The organism is Vibrio sp. TRT 21S02 (genome assembly GCF_050113675.1).
Classification (GTDB): Bacteria; Pseudomonadota; Gammaproteobacteria; order Enterobacterales; family Vibrionaceae; genus Vibrio.
In genome coordinates this window covers 37,017-61,319 of sequence record NZ_JBNJOI010000018.1, presented here as the reverse complement: position 1 = coordinate 61,319, position 24,303 = coordinate 37,017, and the positions used below count along the sequence as shown (strand labels likewise).

16 protein-coding genes and 1 pseudogene are annotated in these 24,303 nt (G+C 43.2%); 5 read left to right on the top strand and 12 right to left on the bottom strand.

All coding sequences use genetic code 11. The features are described from left to right. Positions 1–35: 35 nt before the first annotated feature. Positions 36–323, bottom strand: a complete 288-nt coding sequence (locus tag ACQEXU_RS18490; protein ID WP_069516197.1) for a hypothetical protein — start codon at positions 321–323, stop codon at positions 36–38. Between the two features lie 782 nt (positions 324–1,105). Between ACQEXU_RS18490 and abiEi the strand changes: the two genes are divergently transcribed. The 3 genes and pseudogenes from abiEi to ACQEXU_RS18475 form a co-directional block, all read left to right on the top strand. Next, positions 1,106–1,645 (top strand): type IV toxin-antitoxin system AbiEi family antitoxin, encoded by a 540-nt coding sequence (gene abiEi, locus ACQEXU_RS18485; RefSeq protein WP_079853079.1) that lies wholly within the window; start codon positions 1,106–1,108, stop codon positions 1,643–1,645. Between the two features lie 295 nt (positions 1,646–1,940). Beyond that, positions 1,941–2,732, top strand: coding sequence for a metallophosphoesterase (locus tag ACQEXU_RS18480; RefSeq protein WP_005480532.1), 792 nt, complete (start codon positions 1,941–1,943; stop codon positions 2,730–2,732). Positions 2,733–3,022: 290 nt separating this feature from the next. Next, positions 3,023–3,187: pseudogene (locus ACQEXU_RS18475) on the top strand (AAA family ATPase); the annotation flags it as partial. Between the two features lie 23 nt (positions 3,188–3,210). Here the strand turns inward: ACQEXU_RS18475 and ACQEXU_RS18470 are convergent. From ACQEXU_RS18470 to ACQEXU_RS18460, 3 genes are all read right to left on the bottom strand, one after another. Continuing rightward, on the bottom strand, positions 3,211–4,578 hold the full coding sequence (locus ACQEXU_RS18470) for a tyrosine-type recombinase/integrase (protein ID WP_427011877.1): 1,368 nt from the start codon (positions 4,576–4,578) through the stop codon (positions 3,211–3,213). A 330-nt stretch (positions 4,579–4,908) separates the two neighbouring features. Next, positions 4,909–6,921: a diguanylate cyclase gene (locus tag ACQEXU_RS18465; RefSeq protein WP_427011876.1), complete on the bottom strand. Its 2,013-nt coding sequence runs from the start codon at positions 6,919–6,921 to the stop codon at positions 4,909–4,911. A 259-nt stretch (positions 6,922–7,180) separates the two neighbouring features. Then, positions 7,181–7,900 carry an SIMPL domain-containing protein gene (locus ACQEXU_RS18460; RefSeq protein ID WP_427011875.1) on the bottom strand — a complete coding sequence of 240 codons (720 nt, stop codon included), beginning with the start codon at positions 7,898–7,900 and terminating at the stop codon, positions 7,181–7,183. Positions 7,901–8,535: 635 nt separating this feature from the next. On the opposite strand from ACQEXU_RS18460, the gene ACQEXU_RS18455 reads away from it, so the two are divergent. Then, positions 8,536–9,615, top strand: a complete 1,080-nt coding sequence (locus ACQEXU_RS18455; RefSeq protein WP_427011874.1) for a TRAP transporter substrate-binding protein — start codon at positions 8,536–8,538, stop codon at positions 9,613–9,615. 36 nt (positions 9,616–9,651) lie between these two features. Here the strand turns inward: ACQEXU_RS18455 and ACQEXU_RS18450 are convergent, their stop codons facing one another. From ACQEXU_RS18450 to ACQEXU_RS18425, 6 genes are all read right to left on the bottom strand, one after another. Further along, on the bottom strand, positions 9,652–12,459 hold the full coding sequence (locus ACQEXU_RS18450) for a methyl-accepting chemotaxis protein (RefSeq protein ID WP_427011873.1): 2,808 nt from the start codon (positions 12,457–12,459) through the stop codon (positions 9,652–9,654). Positions 12,460–12,824: 365 nt separating this feature from the next. Next, complete coding sequence (locus ACQEXU_RS18445) at positions 12,825–14,981, bottom strand: TonB-dependent receptor (RefSeq protein WP_427011872.1); 2,157 nt, start codon at positions 14,979–14,981, stop codon at positions 12,825–12,827. A gap of 290 nt (positions 14,982–15,271) precedes the next feature. Further along, positions 15,272–16,228, bottom strand: coding sequence for an FCD domain-containing protein (locus ACQEXU_RS18440; RefSeq protein WP_427011871.1), 957 nt, complete (start codon positions 16,226–16,228; stop codon positions 15,272–15,274). A 202-nt stretch (positions 16,229–16,430) separates the two neighbouring features. Further along, the gene (gene fhuB, locus ACQEXU_RS18435) at positions 16,431–18,428 is read right to left on the bottom strand and encodes a Fe(3+)-hydroxamate ABC transporter permease FhuB (protein ID WP_427011870.1); all 1,998 of its coding nucleotides are present in this window, start codon (positions 18,426–18,428) and stop codon (positions 16,431–16,433) included. After that, complete coding sequence (locus ACQEXU_RS18430) at positions 18,425–19,321, bottom strand: iron-siderophore ABC transporter substrate-binding protein (protein ID WP_427011869.1); 897 nt, start codon at positions 19,319–19,321, stop codon at positions 18,425–18,427. Before ACQEXU_RS18430 ends, fhuB begins: the two co-directional genes overlap by 4 nt. 16 nt (positions 19,322–19,337) lie before the next feature. Further along, on the bottom strand, positions 19,338–20,105 hold the full coding sequence (locus ACQEXU_RS18425; RefSeq protein ID WP_427011868.1) for an ABC transporter ATP-binding protein: 768 nt from the start codon (positions 20,103–20,105) through the stop codon (positions 19,338–19,340). Between the two features lie 153 nt (positions 20,106–20,258). Between ACQEXU_RS18425 and ACQEXU_RS18420 the strand changes: the two genes are divergently transcribed. Further along, positions 20,259–21,458, top strand: coding sequence for an MFS transporter (locus ACQEXU_RS18420; protein ID WP_427011867.1), 1,200 nt, complete (start codon positions 20,259–20,261; stop codon positions 21,456–21,458). Between the two features lies 1 nt (position 21,459). On the opposite strand, the gene ACQEXU_RS18415 is transcribed toward ACQEXU_RS18420, so the two are convergent. Beyond that, on the bottom strand, positions 21,460–22,191 hold the full coding sequence (locus ACQEXU_RS18415; protein ID WP_427011866.1) for a siderophore ferric iron reductase: 732 nt from the start codon (positions 22,189–22,191) through the stop codon (positions 21,460–21,462). 267 nt (positions 22,192–22,458) lie between these two features. Next, a complete protein-coding gene (glmS, locus tag ACQEXU_RS18410; RefSeq protein ID WP_427011865.1) occupies positions 22,459–24,288 on the bottom strand; it encodes a glutamine--fructose-6-phosphate transaminase (isomerizing) in 1,830 nt (609 codons plus the stop codon). Positions 24,289–24,303 lie beyond the last annotated feature (15 nt).

Sequence of the window (24,303 nt, the reverse complement as noted above, 5' to 3'; positions counted from 1 at the left end):
CACTGGCTTTAGAGTTGTGCAAAAAAAGAACAGCGTTAGAATACGTTGAATGTCTCATTTTTTCTTGACTTATAGCGGTTGCAGCCATATAAGCCTGGCACTCGGCATTCTTTCTTTTCTTTAATATCTTTTCTTTTCAAACGAACTTTTGGAACATTGTTCTTTTCATCTAAATTAATAGAATTTGCTCTGCGTAATGCTTCTTCATCTGAAATTTCATTGTAGATCACTTTAAAATTATTGAGCTTAGTTTCACGTTCTTCTCTTACGGATAGATAACTCATTTCACGATTACGTTTAGAATAAACTAGAACTTTAGACATATCGACAACCCTTTTGATATATATAGACAAATTCAATGACTATTATATTTATCAAGTAATATCCTCTTTGTAAAGGACCTTTTAATACTATTTAAAAATCACTTTAATATTTAATTATTAAATATTAATAGTTTGTTTTTTTAATTATTAAATTAGATAAATAGCAATTAACTTCACTCTTCCCTCAAAATGAAAAAATCCGATTATGGCTATTATTGTTACCCCCCCCTAACTAAAAATAATCATATTCATCATCATAATTTCTGAGTTAGGATCCTATCCGAGAATGAACATCGCATCTGACGATTAGTGCTGCCATTTCCTCACCTCAAAGCAACCATAATCATCCCCATAAGTTCCGAGTTAGGATCCTAACCGAGAATGAACATCGGAGTCTGGCTACGATTAGTACAGCTATTCTCCCTAGCCTCATAGCAACCACGTCCATCACTACAAATTCCAAGTTAGGATCCTAACCAAGAATGAATATCGGAATCTGGCTGCGCTTAGTACAGCTATTTCCCCTAGTCTCAAAGTAACCATATTCATCCCAAAAATTCCGAGTTAGGATCCTAACCGAGAATAGGGAACCAGCTTTTGACTATTGGTGCTGCCATTTCCTTAGCCTCATAGCAACCACATTCATCACTACAAATTCCAAGTTAGGATCCTAACTCGGAAAAACCAATCAGGGATCAGGAAGGGTATTAGCGATCACCAATTGCTATCTTCAATCATAAGTGTACAAAAATATATGTCATACTTACTTTTTATGACCACTTATGAGCATTGAAGTGAAGATTGGGGATGCATTGGATCGCCTGCATAAATTTGACAGGCGAGGTATACACGTTTACCGAAAAAGTGACCTCAGGAGATTATTTTTTGATGACTCACTTACAGCATTCCAGCAAAGTTTACCTCGTTTGGTGAAAGCTGGAGTACTAGAGCGGGTGTGCAACGGTGTTTATGTATTCTCATACAGTCGTCATAAGGACGGTTATACCATTGAATACATTGCTAAATGCTTGCGACGAGGAGAGTACAACTACATATCTTTAGAATCGGCACTCTCAGAATACAGTGTCATTTCTCAAGTAATGACCGATAGAATTACTATCATGACAACGGGGCGTAAAGGGGAGTTTAGAACTCCCTACGGCGTTATCGAGTTCACGCACACCAAACGTGATGATATTGACATTATCAACAATACCATAACTTCAGATCGGCCCCTTCGGATTGCGAAGAAAGAGACAGCACTTCGTGATCTAAAAAGAGTTGGAAGAAACACACACTTAATTGTGACGGATCACGATTAGGCAGTTTGCATTTCGTAATCGCCAGCCTCTTAGAAGTTCTCTCAACAAAACATCTTAATCATTAACAATAAAAACAAATAATTTCAGATATTTAAAGGTAACTAAGATTTAGACACTAAAAGTTAGTGTCTAAATCTTAGTGCCGAAAAATCAAACAAAACATCCAGTCATTTCCCTATACAGAAGTTACCCTTCAAGTAACTTGAGTAGAAATACGTAGCGTGTGTGCTCACTTCTCTAATCCAAATAACCGATGTACCATCGGATGGTCAATCAATCTTAAGGTTATAATAGTTTGAAGTTTTACGTTGTATCTGACCTGCATCTCGACATTCATGGAATACGCCGTGATTTCTGGCATAGCTTTGATAAAGAAGCCACTTTAGTCGTTGCAGGTGACACTGCGAACGGCCTCTCATGCATGACGTATGTGAAGAATGTACTTTGCCGCCACTTTAAGGCTGTAATAATGATTGCAGGAAACCATGAATGGTATAGCAATAAGAGTAAATCCTACCGCCATAACAGTACGTCCGTTGAGTGCAAATCTATTGCTAACTCTGGCGTTCTCCAAGATTCTAGGAGTTCCGTACTAGCCAAGCTTAAGTCTCATAGTGATACAACTGCGAACTTGTTTTTTCTGGATAATGAGTCAATAGATTTAGATGGATGTCGCATTTATGGAGGGACTCTTTGGTTTCCTATCCACACATACTCGTCTGCACTGATTGATGCCTACTCAGAACTGATGAATGATACAAAGTACATCAGCCATCAAATGATTGAAGAGCAGTACAAAGCGTTCGTTAATAACCTCCCAGAAAAAGTTGATCTTGTTGTTTCACATCATCTTCCTTCCAAAGAAGCTTTCGCCGTAGAAGCAAATGCCAACAGTGTTTATGCTCCTTACTACCATGCAGGGTTGAGTAATGAGTTGATCTCTAGAGCTAGGTATTGGGTGGCAGGGCATCAACATGATGCAGTAGAGAAAGTCATTGCGGACGGTAGAACCACATTTATTTGTAACCCCAAGGGTTCAGCTCGCTTAGCCAGTGGATTACTTACTAATAAAGCTTATTACCTATGAGAGCTAGCCAGCAATAAACTTCGGCATCTGAAAGTCCGTTAGGGCTTTCTAGCTGCGATCATTGATCACCTTGTAAAGCAACCCATCAGAAATGATGCATAGGTTCATCACCTCCCTTCACGATCCCAACACTATCATTCGCACAAAAAACCATCTACAACACTTTTACGCGCATAAAAGTGTTATAAGTTTCATTATTTAGCGCTTAAAAATGTTTTGACTTGCATTTTATTACGCATTTTTGTGTAACAAACAATCAACCAGATGAGCACTTTAACTAAGGTGGCTAGATGAAAAGAACACTACTTGAAAACCTACTCACCTGGAAAGACAGGCCAACAAGGAAGCCTTTGCTGATTGACGGTGCTAGACAAACTGCTAAAACATTCCGATTGCAGGAACTATTAGGAAGTACATTCGAAAATGTCATAAGAATCGATTTCCTAGAAAGCCCCAACGGGGCTTTCAAAAACAATATTTATTTAAGGTTAGCTCTTAGCGACTGAGCACTTTTAATGTCTGGAAAAGGTAACGTTTCAGCGGAGGGTACAACTGACAACGCTGGTGGAACATACCCAATCAACTCTTTCAATTTACTGCTCCAGGTTTCAAGCCCACCAAGCTTATCGTCAAAATAGTCATAGCGATCATAGTGACGTGTACTCACATCTTGTAACGCGTGATTTTGAATACGATCTCGAACTTCCTTGCTGATTCGGCATGCCCCCATCAAAGTTTTACACGTTCGACGAAGATCTTTAGGCACAAACTTATCGAATCCTACGGCATCGCGATAACGAGTCACTGCACGACAAATTGAGCTAGTCCTCATGGGTTCTTCTGCATCTTTGGGATTTGGAAAAACATATCGTCCACCACCAGAAAGCTCATATTGTTTCTGAAGTATTTCAAAAGCCAATCCGTTCAACGGTACGATATGATCTTTTTTGTTTTTGGAACGTTCTTTAGTGATACAGATAAACTTCTCTTCCCAATCAACATTCCACCATTCAAGCGTAATCACCTCATATGGTCGTTGCCCCCCTAGATAGATGCACAGTTGAAGTAAGTGCCTCAAATCTTGTCCGATGGGTACAAGATCATAGTTTTCACGAAGATCTTTTAGCAGACGCCGTAACTCTCGCCATTCTAAGAACCTTTCACCAATGCGCTCTCCATCTTTTTGCTTAGGAATTGGTGCTACTGGATTGTATTTTATGCCAAATTTCGACTCTAAAGAGAAGTAGCGGGGATCGTTATCAAAGCGCATCCCATGGTTAAACGCCGCCATCACATAGCTACGTACTCGGTTACTTTGGGTGATAGCTCCGCGCTGGATCATCTTACTAATAATGTATTTAATATCATCTGTCGTTACATCACACGCTTTGGTGTTTTTGTCTATATATGGATAGAATTCTCGTACCAGCGCATTTCGCACGTCTTCATACGTTCTCTTTCCATCTATTTTCATGCGCTCCGTATAGCTATGAAATAGCTCATCAATGGTTCCTAAGCTTTTACTCTCTGCATCAATTTTTTTCTGCTCGCTCTCTTGTTGTTCAAGGTGCAATTTAGGATCTTTTCCGCCGAGCAACAGTTGTGAGAAGACCTGGGCTTTCTCGCGAGCTTCTGTAAGAGTCATACTGCCAGCACGTGTACTGAATAAACCGATTGAGATAAATTTTTCTTTCTGTTGCTGGTAATAGCGAAACACGAACTGCTTTTTCCCACTAGTGAAAATTTTTACTCCCAAACGCCCTGTACCTCGTTGACCTGATTGATCCCAGAGATAATAGGAATTTTTACTACTGGTCGCGGATTGAATTTTAGTAACAGTTAACATTCTGATTTTCTCTTGTCTTTTTTGGCGAAGTTAACTTTCTAGGCCAATATACATAACCTAAAAGCAGCCAAAAATGATATTGACAGATTTCCTGCCTAAGCAAAGCTAGGTCAGGTAATGGGTCAGACAAGAGAAAAGTGACATGAAAATCAATGCAAACTAACGCAACAAAGACAAACAGATAAACATTTGAATTTAATAGAAATTACCAAGCATTGCATACTCGTAAAAATGAACCTGGTAGGACTCATAATCGATTGGTCCGCAGTTCAAGTCTGCGAGGGGCCACCACTTCTCTTCGCACACTCCTTGTGCTATTGCTTCCCCAATTTATTCAACTAAAGCAGACTTAACACAGTTACGTCCACTGTCTTTTGCTAAATAAAGCAGTTTATCCGCCTCATGGCAGAACACTTCAAAATCGACGTTGATATCATCTGTTGTTACCACACCGAAACTTGAAGTAACTTGTACCCTTTCACCCTCTTCGGTAATGAAGTCATAACATGCCACTTCTTTACGCAGCTTTTCCGCCACCTTAACAGCATCATCAAGGTCTGTTTTTGGTAAAACAACAACAAACTCTTCACCGCCTAGGCGCGCGACAATATCACTATGACGCACTGATGATTCAAGCACTTTAGCCACACCAGTTAACACTGCATCTCCAAACGTATGACCATATGTGTCATTCACTAACTTAAAGCGATCAACGTCTGTAATGATAAGAGAGACTGGACCGCTGTCTGGTTTTTTCACCATCACTTTGTGCTTATCAAACTTCTTCTCAAGCCATGCATTTAGCTTTTGTTTCTGCAATTGCAGTGTATGCACAACTTTACCCTGCAGATGCTCTTCTTCTGTTTCTTTTGATAAAACCGGGCTTTGAGCAAACCATTCCTCTAGATAGCGGCGATTAAACAACCCCGTCAGCATGTCGGTCTTTGCAAGACGTCTCATGCGAATACGAGAACGGTTCACCGCCAAGAAAACAATCACAAGAACCAGCAACACCGCTGCCAATACCAACACTATCTCACCGAGTAAATAGAAGTTGCGGCGATTGTTTTCCAGCTCCATTTTCTGCAACACGTTGTTCCAGTTCAGCTCTTGGTTTTCAAACTCCAATCGTTCGAGATCAAACAAAATTTGCTGTTTCTCTAGGTTCTCTTGCTGACGCTCTGTATCAACCTGTAGGTATTTTTGATGGTATTGCGTGTAGGTTTGATAAGCTAATTTATAATCACCAAGCCCAGCATACGCCTCAGCTGCAATTTTGATCAGATCGACTTGTTGTTGCTCTAGGTGTTTTGAGGCATACAACTTGTCTAAGGTTGGACTTAACATTTCTGACAGTTGCTGGAATTGATTTTGCTGCAACAGGTACTGGGCCTGAATAAGTTTAAACGTCGCGAGGTACATTGGAGATGTTTCACGATACTGAAGGTTTTTAGCACGCTGCAAATGGCGCTGCATATTGGTGCTATCTTCAGCCGCGCGATATAAACAGGCCAGCTCTAAATTGATACGAAAACGGAAACGCCCATCGCCTATTACTTGGGCTAGCTGTAATGCTTTTTTATAAGAAGAGATCGCTTCAGAAGGGCGTCCTTGTTCTTTATGCAGCTTGGCGATGCTCAACATACTGAGCAACTCATTAAACGACATCTTACGTTGTTTAAAGTAAGAGTATGCTTGTGTTAAAACGTCTTCTGAGCGTCCAAATCCTTGAATTTCAATCAGGATATCCCCTAAACCAAGAGCCGCTCGCTCAATCAGGGCTTTCTCACCACTACTCTCAGCTGCCGTTAAAGAAGACATGTATGCGGCATAGGACTTTTTCAACTCCCCTTGCTGTTCATAAATACTACCTTTAACTAGCAATATTTCTGACTCAACCTGCTTATTACCACTGTCACGAGACTGATCCAGTAACTTATCCAGTGAGCTCACCGCCTGATGAAGATCACTACTAGACAGCATCGCCTGTATACTGCGAAGCTTTAACATCAAGTGCTCTTCATCGGATCCTGAAGAAATTCCTAAGCCACGACGTGCTGCAACAAGGCTGGATTTATCATCACTCAATAAGCCCATGACTGTCGATTTCGCTAAATAATAACGGACGAGTAACTCTTCAGGCTGATTCTGTAGTAACGATTCTTCTTCCAATTGCTCGATTTGAGCTTTGGCTTTTTGTGGTAAGGCGTATACCTGTCTCTCTATTCCTTCAAGCGCTCTGAGAAACTTATCCTGAGACTCAGTTGGTTTTGCATGAACATACATTGCTGTCGACGCGAAAAGCAGCACGCATATCGCCTTAAGTGATCGATGTAGTGGCATAGTGAGCGATCCCCAAACGAATTAAGGGTGGAGTAATAATTAACTGGTTGAGAAAGTCACCCATGCACAGAATATGATTGCATAGTATATAAATCAGCCAGCAAATTTTGGAGTCGCATAATAAAACACCAATCAATTAGCGCAAAATCTTACAGTATGAACAACTGCATGATTTTGGGTGCTTCATAAACAATATGGCTTAACGTCTAGCTTGTGAGATTAATTTTCATTCATTGCATCGGCGCTTTTTTCAATAGCATCAATCTGACAAATAGTAGCTAATTGTGGAAACTACTCGAACTCGTTTTATGTGGGGCGTATTGCTATCTCGATCCGTGATAGAAAACTGTCCTTGAGATGCGCGTTTGATCTTTCCAAGTGTGCTGTTCGAATCACGGGCAAATTTTTCAGCCACTTGGCGGGCATTTTTTGTCGCCTCTTCGATCATTACTGGCTTAACGTCATTGAGTGAAGTAAAGCTGTATTCGATTGGGTTAGCATAACGGTCTGAGTTGAAAACAATCCCCTGCTTCGCCAGTTCTCCAATACTTGCAATCGCGGCTCTAACGATGGAAACATCATGGCTATAAACCGTTACTGTCAAAGAACCAAGGTAGCGAAACTCAATAGTCGGCTCTCCGCCATATTGTCTGGCCTTTTTATCTAGGATCGCTGGCGCAGAAAAGCTCACTTGTGCTTTATCAATCCCTTGTAGTGCCAAAAAAGCCGCAACGGCATCTCTTTGCGTATCAAGCTCTTTCACTACCTCTGGCATGTCATTTCCCGCGACAGAAAACTCAATAGGCCAAATAACCGTATCAGCTGGATATTCACGCTCGGCCAATCCTTTCACGGTCACGATTCGATCCAAACCTTTATATTGCAAAGCAGCCTGTTTCAATAACAAACCAAGAGCCGCAAATCCGAGGATCAATGCCAAACCGATAATGGCGGCAGAACGTTGTGAAAACATCATCATCTCCAACTGACAGAGGGGGTATTAATAGCAGTGTACGTAGAAAGCAGAAAGGTTGAACATTGGCGCTGTCATGATTGCGTCAAGTTAGTAGAAAACATGTTCTGGATAACTAAATGCTGAAACGGGAACCGATAAGGCTCCCGTTTATTCCAGCTCAGCAAAGCAAAGGTTTATTGACGTTATTATTATTGCGTGTACCCGCACTTACCAACTTAGCAATAAAACACTTGATGCACAGCATAAATAGTATGTTTTGTGAGCGATATATTTTTTAGATATATGAAATAATCATTATTACAAAGACAGCTTAGTCGCTTAATTGCAAGCTATGTAAGGAGAATAAGACTAGGTTGGGGAACTCCGTTCACTATTACCCATAAAAATACTGCCCAACTCAGCACTTCTGTGAGCTCACTTACAGAACGCTTTAATAGCACAAACTGCTTTATAAAGTTGGTAAATTAAACGAAGTGACAGACTTTCACCATATAAAAAATATGAACGACTGTGATCTCCTTTCTAATTAAGCACCTCTCACTCATAAGTTCTGCCATAAAATAACCTCAAGAGTTGACGGCATGCTCAACGGCTTGCTAGCTATGGCAGCAAACTGACCTAACCAAAGATGAGGGATCATGCGATTTTCAATCAAACCGAACCGATGGCTTCAGACACTGCTTTTAGTCAGTGGTCTACTTGGAGCTAGCTTTACCCATGCTAGCGAACAAGTTTATCGACTCAAGCTTGCAGAAACATGGGGACCTAATACGCCGATCTTAGGAGATGCAACAAAGAACATGGCAAAGTTGGCAGAGCAAATGTCCAATGGCCGCCTAAAGATCCGTATCGACTCAGCGAACAAGCACAAAGCTCCTTTAGGCATCTTCGACATGGTTAAGTCGGGTCAGTACGACTTAGGCCACTCGAGTTCCTATTACTGGAAAGGCAAAGTACCCAACACCCTCTATTTCTCATCCATGCCATTTGGCATGATCTCTACCGAACAATACGCATGGTTTTACCATGGTGGGGGCATTGAGCTAATGGAAAAAGTCTATGCACCCCATAATTTGCTTTCTTTCCCCGGCGGTAATTCAGATATTCAAATGGGAGGCTGGTTTAAGAAAGAAATCAAAACTCTTGAGGATCTACAAGGGTTAAAAATCCGTATACCCGGTTTTGCTGGTGAAGTGATGGCCCGAGTTGGAGCAAAACCCACTAACATAGCACCTGGCGAACTTTATACCTCGTTAGAGCGCGGAACCATTGATGCTTTGGAGTGGGTTGGTCCGGCATTTGATCTGCGCATGGGATTTCAGAAAATCGCACCATACTATTACACAGCATGGCATGAGCCAGGCTCAGAAACTCAATTTCTAGTGAACAAGAAAACATGGGACAAACTGCCTAAAGATCTGCAAATCATCCTTAAGACGGCGTTTCGTGTTGCTGCGTTTGATATGTATACCCAAGCTCTAGATGCCAATGCAAATAGCTGGGCAACCATGAGCGCGGAGTATCCTGAGATCAAAGTGAGAGACTTTCCACCAGAAGTACTCAAGGCAATGCAAACTGCCACCAATGAGCTACTCATTGAGCTCGCAAATAAAGATATTTTAGCCAAAGAGATCATTGAATCACAGCGCCAGTACCTCACAAAAGTACGTGCGTGGACGGATATTTCTTCGAAAGCTTACCTAGACAGCGGCCAATAACAGAAAGCCCCCATTCATTCATGGGGGCTTTAATAATTACACCTTAAATTGATGTGTGTATGCACTGAGCTCTTCAGCAGACTGAGCGACTTCTTGACTGGCACCCGCTAACTGTTCTGCACTCGCAGAAGTCTGGATTGACATTTCACTGATTGAAGCAATGCTCTGGCTCACAGCATCAGTCACCTGAGCTTGTTCTTCTGCGGCAATCGAAACTCGTTCCATCATCGTATTAATGACATTAATCGACTCAATGATCGCCACAAAGTTTTGTTGAGTTTGGCCTGACAACTCCGCCGTTAATGTCACTTGCTCTTCACACCTTGCCATATTCTGAGTGGCCGATCCGGCCGCTTGCTGCACCGACGATATCATAGTCTGAATTTCAGAAGCCGAAGTTTGCGTTCTCTGTGCTAAGGTCCGCACTTCATCGGCGACGACTGCAAACCCCCTACCGGCTTCTCCTGCACGGGCCGCTTCAATAGCAGCATTAAGAGCAAGCAAATTAGTCTGCTCAGCGATTTCTTGTATCACCACCAGCACATGTCCAATTTCATTACTCTTGAGTTGCAGAGTCTGCATATTTTCATTCGTTGAAGCGACACCTTCCACCAAGTTCGCCAGTGCAACACTGCCTTTATCTAAGGTTTGTTGACCTGTCGAGCTTTTATTAAATGCCAACTGAGAAGCCTGAGCAACATCTGCGGTGTTTTTCGCCACCTCTTGAATGGTTGCTGTCATTTGTTCAATTGCTGAAGCGACTGACTCCGTTTCACGATGCTGGGTGGTGACGGCCGTTGTGGTCTGTTCGCTAGCCACTGACGTTTCTTCCGCGGTAGACGCAAGGCTATGGCTGGCTTCAAGAATATGCGCAATCAGCTGTTTAAGATTGTCCGACATATCTCGCAATGCGCCGTATAAACTGTCAGAAGAAACCTTACGATCAAACTCATGTGTGAGATCGCCTTGCGCGACTTGTTTGGCCAACAACATCATATCTCTAGGCTCTCCTCCCAATGGCTTTTTAATGATAGACGCCATATACAGAGCTAAAACGATGGTGATAAGTAACGTCACGACCATCATAAAAATAATAATATTGCGGATTTGATAGACTGACGAGAATGCTTCAGCTTGGTCGATCTCAGCCACCAACGCCCAACGAATATCACCAATATTCAGTGGAGAATAGGACGATAAAACGGGATTGCCGTTATAATCGACAATGATATCCGCACCACTTTGACCTGCTAAAGCCGCAATCGTCGCATCGGTTTTAACGCCATTGCGTTCAACAGAACCAGCAAACGATGCCGCGACTGAATGGTTATCAGGGCTTAGATAGGAATCTGAGCGCATCCGGTAGTCCGAACCAACCAAATAAGACTCTCCGCTCTCTCCCATACCTTCGCGAAGCTGCATGACAGCGTTAATGGCTTCCAGCGAAAGCTGCAAAGCGACCACCATCACCACGTCTCCACGCTCATTTAGTATTGGCTTTGCAATAAAGGCCGCAGGCGCATCATTGGATGGTGCATAGGGGGCAAAATCAATCACACCATATGATTTGGTATCAATAACACTGCGAACCAGCTGACCAAGATTGCTATTGGCATAAACTCCATTAAGCAGATTGGTTTGATAATCCGCTTCTTTCGTCACGGTATAGAACGCTTCACCACTTGGATCGATCAAGAACAAGTCGTAGTAGCCATACTTCTCTATGTACTTACTGTATAGCTCAACACCACCACGATCTTTAGGCACAAACGCTTCCTTTACGTCTTTTTCACTGATGATCGCCCATTGGTGTTGTTGGTCCAGCTCAACGGTTTGCCATACAGAAAGCACTAAGTTGCCATTGTAATCTTTAATGATCCCCGAACCTGCGCCCTGTACAAACGCGGCTTGTGTTGCTTTGGTTTCAACAGCATGATTCAGAGCAAAAGATGCCGCCACCGAATAACCTTCTGGATCCAGTCGAGAATCTGAACGCATCAGCTTATCTGGACCCACTAAATACGTCTCTCCGGTTTTTCCCATGCCTTGTGTTTGCATTGTGATCCCATTGATCTTATCGATGGGAAATTGCATGGCCGCATAACCAATGACTTGATTAGTATTATTGGTTACTGGAGTGACAAAGAATCCAGCAGGAAGATCATTCGAGTAGTGATACAGCGAAAAGTCGCCAAAGAAAACTTCATCTACCTCTCCACTTTTCATCGCTCGATGAAAGGCCTTTGCTAACCCGCTACCAGCAATATTCTCGGAGCGAACATTACGACCAAGATCCGCCTCTCGAGTTGCGCTGTAGATGATGTCACCATCTTTATTGATCAAAAACGCATCATACCAACCAAAATGCTGTTGGAACTGATCGATCTCTGCGCCATATTGATTGGCAAGCGCATCCCAAGCTCGGCCACTTATCTGATTCCCTTGAGCTTTGAAAGCACGATCAAACTCTTCGAGCACCATTTGGGTCGTATAAGCATCAGCAAATAATCGCAACCCTGATTTCAATTGTTTGAGATATTCTTGTACTTGGTTAGCTTGTGATTGGTTAATCGCTTCTAGTTTCCGAAACCCCTCTAGTTGAAGCGTACTGGCCACTTCGACGAGAACATCCATATCTCCTTCTCGTTCGTTGAAAAAAGAACGGATCTGTGATGATTTAATCGATCTTACCGTATCAAGCTGATTATAAGACCGTTCTGTTAACGCACCTTGTGCAAGAAATACCGCGTTCAACCCTAGAATTAAAGCAGGCACAACACCAATAAACAGCAGTGCCCCAATAATCAATTGGGACAGCTTTAGTCGCCCAAGCCACTGACTCATATAGATATCCTTTGTTTACACTCAATCTGAATTACATTGTTGTTATTGTTTGGCATATGAACGAAAGAACTACGCCAATATTAGAGATGCCTAGATGACAATGATTATGAGTCTAATTCAATAGTTTGAAATATTATGAAACACCTTTTCAGTATTCAGTTGTAAACATCAGAATACAGACAAGATTATCAATTAAACATAAGGATTTATGGCAGAAGATCGGATATATAAAGTGGAAAGAGCCACGACGCTCAATATGTCAGGCAAGCCTGAGCATACACACTTAGATACGACATAAAAAATACCGTTCACAGTCAGTGAACGGTATTCAATCAGAATTGACGATTCTGGTTTAGATAGCGTTACTAAAAATTAACTTGGTAGTTTAGTGTGTAGGTACGACCACGGCCTTTGTAGTCATAAGCTGCTGAATCATAATGCGCTGAGTAAATGAGCTGCGCACGTTGACCCCAAGCGGTGGTGTAGTCTTCATTAAACAAGTTCTGAATGCCGAAGCCCAAACTACCGACTGGAAGCTGATAACTACCAACGAGATCAAATAAGGTGTAACCATCTAGCTTGTTGTTCGACGCATCTTCATAGTCAAACATCGTTTGGCTTTGCAGTTTAATGGCGAGGTCTGTATCGTACCAACCAGCCCAAGCATTCGCCTTAGAGGTACTCGCATAGCCTGCATCATAATCTTCCCAGCCATTTTCCCCTTTCACTTCAGACACCACATAATGGCCAGAAGCGCCAAGCTGGATGTTGTCATGAATCCAATAAGACGCCATCGTTTCTAGACCATAGACACGTTTTTTGTCTTCAATTTCTTCAATAAGCAATGTGGCCTTGTTGTACTTAACGTTCTTGTCTGATTGAGAATAGTAAGCTGCTGTTTGTAAGTTGAAATCGCCAGTATCTAAGCGATAACCTAACTCAAAACTGTTGGTCTTAATGCCTGACATTTTCGATTCATTTACGTTAATACTGTCGTCAAGTTGCCAATGTTCGCCAACAAGCGTGTAATTACCTTGACCATAGTATTTAGCAGGATCAGCAAGATCAAAACCTTGAGAGAAATTAGCCCAAACTTGGGAGTTGCTGTTTAGATCATAAATCGTTCCCAAGTTGAAAAGAGCGACACCGTAATCCGTTTCTCCACCAGGAACCACATCTGCCGAAGTGCCATTACCTGTCGCAATTTGTTTCTGTTGCTTGTAGCCAACGAAGTCATCAATTTTGTTCGACATATGTTGGTAACGAACTCCCCCTTCTACCGTCCAATCTTCGGTGATCGAATAATCGGCTTGGGCAAAGGCGGCAATTGAACTGACTTCAACACCAGCATAACGTCCAACTTGGGCATGGGTCTTGTTAATCAAGTTGCCAGAATTATTAGCAATATTTGGATCGTAAAGCGCTTGATTGCTGTCTAGTTTGTCTTGATAAGCATCAATACCATAGACAATGTTCACTTTATCAAAGCTCTTTGCCAGCGCCGCTTTTAGTGAGATTACCTCGGTAATCTGCTGACCAGAAGATTGGTAGTAAGGAGTGTAAGTCTGGTCTTCTTTGCGATATGAGGCTTCTGCAATGAGCTGATGACCAAACAACTGATCGTCAACATAAGAGGCACTAAGCATGATGCGCTCTGTACCGTGCTCACGGTCCGAATCAAACCCCTTACGCACATCGACAAAATCACGACCGACAATGTACAAGCCATAGGGCGAGTCTTGCTGGCTATCATAGTATTGTGCAAGCAGGTTTAACTTTTGGGTTTCTGAAACATTCACGCCCACTGTTGTTAAAATATCTACCGTTTGATTGAACTGCAGAGAGCCTTGCGAGATATCTGGAGTCGCGATGGTACCATTGGCGTCAAAGAATCCCTGTGTTTCTGTATAAACGACCGATGTACGTGCTTTTACTTTTTCATTGCCACCTGAAATCGACTGCGCAAGTTTGTAATCAAAATCTTCGCTAGAATTTAGGCCAGAGGTCCCACCTAAATACGTTTCAAACTCCAACTCTTCACTTTGTGCTTTTTTAGTGATGATATTGATGACACCACCAGAAGCACCAGCGCCATATATTGATGTGGAGCCAGAAAGAACTTCAATACGATCAATATTAAATGGGTCGATTGAGTCTAGATGACGACTGATAGAACGCGAAGATTGCAGTGATACACCATCTATCATCACTAGCATTTTACGCCCACGAAGATTTTGTCCTAAATTGGTACGAGCACCACTACTGACATCTAAAGAGGGGATTGCCGAAGACAGAATATCGCCAAGCGTCTTACCACCGCGGAATTCCTGTTCAATTTTCTCTGATTCGATATACCAAACTGTGCCAGGAATATCACTAATTGCTTTCGGAGTACGACTGGAGACAACCACGATTTTGTCTTCCGTTGTGTACTCTTTTGCTTGGGCTGTAAACACTGTGCTTGCAGCGGCAATCGCTAGAGCAACAGTAGATAGAGGGAACTTCCCTTTACTCGCATTCATTATTTTCTCTATGTTTATCAATTAAAAGCTGCCCAAATAAAATACTTGAGCGACAAGGCTGTCTTTATTAATTACAAATAAGAATCATTATTATTGTTTTTCTGCAGCGAAAGTGCAATATGCCAGTGAGAATTATTTTCTTTTAGGTCAATAAAGATAAATGGATGTTGGTGTGAACAAGGAGGAATGAAGGTGGCAGTGTTGAAATGAGAGCAGTAACACCACTTTTTTGAGTGAATGAAAACGTTGGTTATGGCGTGGAATACAAGAAAGGCAGCTTTTGTCTGCCTTTAAACACTGGTGTCAGTAATACGGTTTATGAGTTTTTCTCGCTCTGGTAGCGATAGACTTACCACATTGCTATAGGTGCGTTGCATGACCCGAATATCATTTTCCAATAGTTGGGTTAGCTTTTTCGATGCATCTTGGTTTTTGCCTTCTAGTACAAGCTCGATAATATCTAGGCGGCGCTGACAAGACTTACTCACGGAAGATTGGATATGCATAGACACGAGATCCGTGGCTTTACGCATACGGTTATGTTGCTGCATGTAGCTAAGTAGAAAACGGTTTCCAGAACAGGCCGCAAGCAGCTCATGAAACTCTGCACTTAGGTTAAATAAATCACTAGCACTAACCGCTTTAGGGTTATCAATTGCTTGGAGATGGCGTTCACGACACCCCTCTAGTGCACTGAGTTCGAGTGACCAACTAGGCTCAAGCAAAGCGGCAGGCTCAAAAATCAGTCGACATCGGTAGCTTTCAGTATGTCTTTCAAGCGTGTTGAGTACCCCCTCTAGATGCCACTTATATCCGGGACTACGGCGTAAAATGCCATCACTTTCTAACAGACGCAGCACATTTTGCACCTCGCCCCGGGTCGCGTTGTAACCTTCTTGGAGCTCCTTCTCTGAAAACGCAGCCTCAATTTCACCAAAGAACAAATCCATTAATACTCTTAGGTAAAGCTTTTCCTGACGAGACTCTTCACTGCTGGAGTTATCTTGGGTTTTAATTGATTGCGCATCGAGCTGTAAAACAAATCCCTTATAAGGAACCGCTTTAGTGATACCTAAGACCGACATGTAAGTGAGCACGGCACGCATCGGAGTTCTAGAAACTTCGAACTGTTGTGCTAACGATGATTCGTTAAGGCTATCACCCATTTTTGCCTGTTCGGCTTTGAGTTTACTGACAACTTTATTGAACAAATCTTGCTGAAGTTTAGTAATGGTCGCCTTTTCCATGAGTTACAATTTCTTATGACGTTTACTCATATGGTAAACACAAATTTATTTCATTACCACGAACTGTCTTTTCGCATCAGAAACACAATCAATACATTTGCCAAAAACAACGGATTAAACACAAAGGTTTAAGGACAACGATGTATTTTGCCATCATGTAAGCGTTCACCTTATCTGGCCACCGAGTTAAGTAAGCGGTCGATTAACGTCTCATTAGATAGAGGAAGTAACCGCCACCAATCAAGGAAGCTAATAGACCGGCAGGAAACTGCCAAGGGAACCAAAGTGTTCGCCCTATCCAGTCAGCCAATACCATAATGATCGCCCCCAGCAATGCAGCAGTAAGCATTTGTGGTGTTGCACGGTACTGGTGAAGTGAGCGCGCCATGTGCGGAGCCAACAAACCGATAAAGCTAAGTGGGCCAATAACGATCGTGCACAGCGTCGTCAATGCTGCAATAAGTAACAACAGTGCCAATCTCACCACAGTGACATTCATACCAATGCTGTTAGCCGTGATTTCCCCGAGGCCGATTATTGCTATCCAGCGGCTCAGTGATAACGCGATACCACCGATGAAAGCGACACCAACAGCAAGCAGCAGAACATCATTGCTGGCAACCAGGTAAGTTGAGCCCGATAACCATGTCAGTAGCGCTGATGCGTTATCATGACCCGAGCTCATCGCAATTCTCAGTAAGGCATCTAAACCCGCACTCAAAGCAATCCCCGTCAGTAAGGTTTGTGTCGGAGCAAAATGATGCTTCCTACCGATTAACCAAACCACCGTTGTAACTGAGACAGCACCAAGCGTACCTAAAAACATTTGCTGTTCTCTATCGACAGCAACACCAAATAAAGAACCAAGAACCAAGGCTAGCGCAGCACCAGAACTGATGCCTAAGACTTCTGGGCTAGCCATAGGGTTATTAGAGATGCGTTGAATGATCGTCCCTGCAAAGGCTAACCCTATCCCTGCAACTAGTGCAACAAGTACACGTGGCGCGCGCAATTCGAAAATGGACTGATTGAAACCAAAGCTCCAACCAAACCGATTTTTACCCACCATGATGGCGAAAAGAGACACTGCCATGAGCACCAATAGCAATGCAGCCAAGATCTTGTGTGTGTTGACCTGTTTGTAATGTTCGACATGTTCAGAGCGTGCTTTAAGGTCGGATTGTAGTTTGGTTCGTTGCAGTAACCATAACAAGAAAGGTGCGCCAATTAATGCTGTCATTGCACCTGTTGGTAAAAGCTCTCCCCCGACGCCAGAGAACGGCTGGATGACTAGGTCAACGATAAGCAGGATGCCACTGCCAACGAGGCCACTCATTAAAATTTGTTTTGTAAGGGTTCTTGCCCCAAGCATTCTCGCGATGGCAGGCGCAACAATGCCGACAAAGCCAATCAAGCCGACTTCACTGACCACTGCGGCAGTAATGAAAATGGCTAAAGATAAGCAGAGCAGTTTGATCTGTTTAATGTTGACGCCCAACGAAGTGGCAACATTATCACCAAACTGTAGTGCGGATAGTGGGCGCTGTAACACCAGTAGCAAGCTCGTGGGTATAAGAACCAAAGGCAATAACATTTGCGTACTTGACCAGTCATTTTGATTAAGTACGCCAGCCCCCCAAACAAAGAGACTGGTGAGTCGCTGCTCATGGAGCATTAATAACATGGTGTTGAGTGAGCCTAGAAATAGACTCACCACCATACCAGCTAACACCATATGTAATGGCGAATACCCTCTTGCAGAGCTCAAGATGAAGACTAATCCAGTTGCTAGGCAGCCACCTACAAATGCGGGAACAAAACTTGGGAGCACGACATTGGCAGGAATCAATAAAACACCAAGCACCATTCCCAATTCTGCACCAGCGGCCACTCCTAAAGTGGTTGGTGAAGCGATAGGATTACGCAATACAAACTGCATCACACACCCTGCAACGGCGAGAGCAAATCCACAGATAATCGCAACCGTCAGTCTCGGCAAATATGTTAAATAAGTAATGAGATGCTGGTAATTGGCCGCATCAAAATGAAATATAGTATCCCAAATCAGCCCAAGGCCTTGTGAATAAGGTGCGGTTAGTTGGAGCAGTGAACCAATAATCAAAGCAGCAGCGCTGAATAACGCTGCTGCTTTAAAGTTCAATCGCCCATTGGCTTGATTTGCGATCTTTAAGGTATTCATTCTGGTTGGGTAAGTTGCTCGGTAATGTGGTCGCTAAATCTTTGCGCTGCGATCAGTCCACCAAAAGTCCAAATGGCTGGAAGCTCGTAAACGGAGTCAGTACGAGTAAACTCCATGGCTTGCCAAAGAGGGGATTGAGTAAGTTGCTGACGCTCTTCTTGTTTTAAAGGACCAAAAATCATCACATTCGCCTTTTGATGTTCAGCTAACTTTTCAGTTCCCGTTGTGGTGAAGCCCCAAAGATTGGTTTGTTCCTGCCAGTCATTCTTGAGTCCCATCGCACTGATGGTGTCTTGCGCTAAAGAACCTTGACTGTGAATACGCAGCGTTTTGTCATTAATAAATCGAGCAAACAGAAGCGGCTTATCCGCTTTTCCTGCCGAAACAACTTTTTCTCCATTGGCCGCAAGACGTTTATCTGTCTGTTCAATAACTTGCTTAGCACGTACCTCTTTATTGAAAAGTTTACCTAAAGAAGTGGTAATGGACTTTGCTGACTTCAATGGTTGTTTTTCTTCACTGTAAACGCTGTAAACCAGCACTGGCGCAATCTTATTCAACTGCTCATGCGCAGCAGCCATATGTTTGCTGATCAAGATGACATCAGGTTTGATATCGGTCAGTAACTCTAAGTTGGGTTCTCGTCTCGAACCGACATCAATGACATCAGGGTCTAGACTTGGCTCCACCACCCACTGCTGATAACCGTTTGTATCTGCAACACCTTCAAGTTCAACGCCTAGGCTAAGAACGGTTTCTGTCAGAACCCAGTCTAATGCCACGACTTTCTTAGGAGTCGAGTCAAAGGAAGTGGTCCCCATTTCATGGGTAATATCGAGTGCATAGCTATTGAATGCAAATGCCGCAGAAAGAATCACTATGAGTTTTTTCACAACAGGTTCCTTTTGTTTAGGGGATGTAACTGATTGGCTTTCCAGTTTTAGGGTGCTCGAATAACGCCAGTTCCATTCCATATATTTTCATTAGTATTTCTGGAGTCATTAACTCTTGAGGAGAACCTTCGGCAATCACCTTTCCAGAATGGAGAGCAATGAGGTGATCACTGAATTTTGCTGCCATGTTGACATCATGCAATACCATGATCACTGTTAAGCCCATGGATTGGTTTAGCTCTCGAATTAAAGCCAGTAATTCATGCTGATGTGCCACATCCAAAGCCGATGTCGGCTCATCAAGCAAAATACACTGGCTTTGTTGAGCAAGTAGCATCGCAACCCAAGCTCTTTGCCTTTCACCACCAGATAAGGTTGCAACAAATCGCTCAGAAAATTGGGTTAAGCCGACTCTCTCTATGGCTTCATCGACAATGACATAATCTTCTTTTCCATAACGACCAAATGCCCCTTTCCACGGATAGCGTCCAAAGCACACTAACTCACGAACTGTGACTCCATCCGTTATCGGAGGGTGCTGAGGAAGATACGCCACCTGATGGGCAAACTCTAAACTTGAAAATGAAGAGACAGATTGTTGATTAAACAGAACTTGTCCATGTGTGGGAGAATTTTGACGGCTAAGAAGCTTTACCAAGGTCGATTTTCCACACCCATTGTGACCAAGAAGCGTCGTCACTTTTCCCGGTGAAAATGTGATGCTAGTGGGAGAAAGAATACTCTTACCGTCGATTTCGAACGACGCATCGACCAGTTGATACATAAGTGAAATATGAAGTTGAGTTATTGGCTTTAAGCCAGTAACTTTACCACGCAAACAACGAAGTGAGAATTATTTTCACAATCAATAGCATATTCATTATTAACACAACTAGCTTATTGATGATTTCTATAATAGTTACAATGAATTAAAAACATGTCAGTTTTACACAGCAGAAAGACTCAACTGTGGGCAATCAGTTCAGCAGCAGCACTCATGGGTATTGGCCAAAATGGCTTGCTCGTATCTCTACCATTCTTGATTGAACGCTCGGCATTTAATTTGCCTACTTGGTCCATTCTTATCGCCATTGGCAGTTTTCTTTTTTTGCCCGCAGCCCCTTGCTGGGGCAGATACAGCGACCGATGGGGACCGAGAAACGTGGTGCTGCAAGCCCTACTCGGTATGGCATTTAGTTTCATGCTGTTGCTTTTGTTTACTATCTGGAGTGATGATCGGCCCGTTATGACCGAAGTCTGTCTATTTGGCTTGTTACTCGCTCGGATTGTTTATGGTTGCACCGTAGCGGGAATGGTTCCTGCTTGCCAACACTGGTCGATCCTTTTATGTGGAAAAGAGAACCGATTGCAAGCAATTACTGGTATCAGTATTGGTTTGAGTACCGGTAGGCTTATTGGCCCTTTGATTGCGATCATCGCCTTAAAGTTATCTCCTTATGCTCCATTAATGTTAATGATCGCGCTTCCAGTCGTCGTATTTACCAGTGTAGCCTTACTGCCTTCACCTCAACTTTGTAAAAAGAAGAATAAAGTTGTGGAGCCGTTATCTTGGCTACCAAGTAAAGTCTTTTGGCCTTATCTGTTCAGTGGTCTGTTGCTTTGTGCGGCGGTTGCACTTTTGCAGTACAGCTTTACTCCCCTGATGAGCACAATAACGAGTTGGTCGGCGGCTGAAGTCAGTGATGGTATTGGCGTGCTCTTGACGATTAGTGCGACATGTACATTTTTAATCCAAGTTATTGTCATCAAAAAACAAAACATTACGCCATTGAACATGTATCGGTTGGGGGCTGTTAGTTTAGTGTGTGGCTTCGTGCTTTTCTTAGTTCCCAATGTTTGGCTTTATGGTGTAGCAATGGCAATTGTCGCAAGTGGTGCAGCGCTACTTGTACCGGCTTACACCTCTGAGGCAACAGAAAAACAAAGTGATGAGCCTGGAGCAGTTGCCGGTTACATCGCTATGTCGCATACCATTGGCTATGGATTCGCTTCACTGCTGGCATTTACCGCAACTGTGAGCCCTTTATACCCTATCTATTTGTGCATCGTGTTCTCGGTCTTGATTACTGCGATAGCCTATTTAGCCGTAAAGAACCTCAAAAAAGCGCTGAGTTAATTTAGCGCTTATTGTCTGGATGCCTAGGACAGTCAGTACATAGCTCTCGGCCTTGGCATTTATAGACCAAACAACAACTGGTTCGCACCAAGATAAGTTGTTGAGATGTTTCATCATAACGAAGAGAGCCCACCAGCTTCTCAGGAAGGTTGCAGGCTACTAACCACTGTTGAGCCTGATCCATTAAATACTCTGCTGAGAGATCAGGAGCAAAGTGACTTAGCTTCACTAAACAACCTAACACCCCATCAGCAAACAAGTAATTGGTAAAGCCAGGTCGGATACGAGTCCAAAGGCTCATTTCTTGGCGAAAATAATCAAATAGAACATTAAGCTCTTTTCCCGCAAGCGTGACGAGTTCTTGTTCAGTGCCCTGAAAATAATCTTCCGAGTCAAACTGATAACCACTGATAAAATTTGGCTGAACGTGCTGACCAATCAAAGATAATTTAGGTAAACCTTGGCAAGAGTAAATAGCAACAAAAGCGACATAAATAGGTTGCCAACAGAGTAACGTCCAAGTACGAGTTAACCAATAAGCGGATCCAGCTTCAGGGTGAGCTAGCTTGAGGCTCTCGTATAGCTCTCGGATGTTCTCTGAGCTAGGGCGATCAATATGAATAAGCGTAGACTCTACACCGCCTTCTGATAGAGGCTTTATCGCGCCATGCAGATAAGGGGTGACTTGCTGAGAGTGCTCGAAAAGATGCTCAAAGAACGAATGGCCACTCATAGTGTTGTACTTACTCTATTAACTGAATAAGCCAAGGATAAATAAACCACTCTTTTATTACAATTGATTCTCATTACAACAAAAGACTGGTAATTAATTGCTTAGGTCAATTCGGCGCTATGGCCTGTTTGATTAAATCATTTATCTGCATCTGACATAAAAAACCTCCAACCAAGATCAACTTAGTCGGAGGTCAAAACCAGATATTGCAGTGATTGATTAAAAGTTATTGTCTTTCGATATTTACACTTTCTGGTCTTAGCTTAATTATTCCACGGTCACGCTCTTTGCAAGGTTACGAGGTTGGTCAACGTCAGTCCCTTTGATGAGAGCGACATAGTAAGAAAGTAGCTGCAATGGCAAGGTATAAACAATAGGTGCGATAAACTCATCACAATGAGGAACATTGAGCACTTTCATGGTGTCATCGCTTTCAAATGAAGCATTCGCGTCTGCAAACACATACATCAAGCCGCCACGAGCACGCACTTCTTCGACGTTCGATTTCAACTTCTCTAACAGCTCATTATTAGGTGCAACCACAATCACTGGCATTTCTGCATCGATCAGAGCAAGCGGGCCGTGCTTCAATTCACCAGCAGCATACGCTTCTGCGTGAATATATGAGATTTCTTTCAGCTTTAATGCACCTTCCATCGCAATGGCTGATTGCTCACCGCGCCCCAAAAATAACGAGTGGTGCTTATCTGCAAAATCTTCCGCTAACGCTTCGATCGCATCGGCCATCGACAATGTCTGCTCTAATTTGGCAGGCAAAGATTGCAGCGCCGAGACTAACTGGGCTTCTTGCTCTGTTGATAGTGCGTTATGACGACCAATGGCCCCTGCGAGCATTAACAAGCCAGCCAGTTGCACCGTAAATGCTTTGGTTGATGCGACACCAATTTCAGCGCCCGCTTTCATCATATAAGCCATGTCTGACTCTCGAACCAATGACGATCCCGGGACATTACAAATCGTCAGACTGGCCATGTAACCCATTTCTTTCGCAAGTCGTAATGCTGCCAAGGTATCTGCGGTTTCCCCTGACTGAGAGATGGTCACAAGTAGAGAGTTCTCAAACACATGGGACTTGCGGTAACGAAACTCAGAAGCAATTTCAACATTACAAGAAACACCCGCCCACTCTTCTAGCCAGTAACGAGCCACCATCCCAGCATGATAACTGGTACCACATGCAATGATCTGTACGTGTTTCACTTGGCTGAGTAGCGCTTCTGCATTATCCCCAAAAATAGATGAAATCACTTGGCCATTAGCAAGTCGACCTTCTAACGTCCGCTGCAGCGCAACCGGCTGTTCATGGATCTCTTTTAACATGTAGTGACGGTATTCACCTTTGTCACCCGCATCATGAGAGACTTCTGATTCTTTTATTTCACGCTCTACTGCTTGTCCATTCGCATCAAAAATATTGACCTCAAAACGCGTCACTTCCGCAACATCACCTTCTTCAAGATAGGTGAAACGACGGGTAACCGGTAACAACGCCAGTTGATCTGAAGCGATGAAATGCTCCCCCATCCCGAAGCCGATCACTAATGGGCTACCAGAACGTGCAACCACAACGCGACTTGGATCTTTTTTGTCGAAAATTACAGTGCCGTAAGCACCTTCTAACTGCTTCACCGTTTTTTGCAGCGCTTCAACAAGGGAGTCTGAGGTTTTTAACTCCCATTCCATAAGGTGTGCGATAACTTCCGTATCCGTTTGAGATTCAAAAACATAACCACGTTCACGCAGGATTTCTCGTAACTCTTCATGGTTTTCGATAATACCGTTGTGAACAACGGCAATATCCCCAGACATATGAGGATGAGCATTCACTTCAGACGGCTCACCGTGAGTCGCCCAACGCGTATGTGCAATCCCGGTTCCACCAGAAATCTGAGCTTTTGAAACAGCCTCTGCGAGCTCTTGAACTTTGCCTAAACGGCGTAAACGTGTCAGCTCACTCTCTGCATTTACAACCGCAACCCCTGCAGAGTCATATCCCCGGTATTCAAGACGACGTAAACCTTCGACTAATATTTCTGCGACATCTCGTTGTGCAACTGCACCTACGATTCCACACATAATAACGACTCCAAA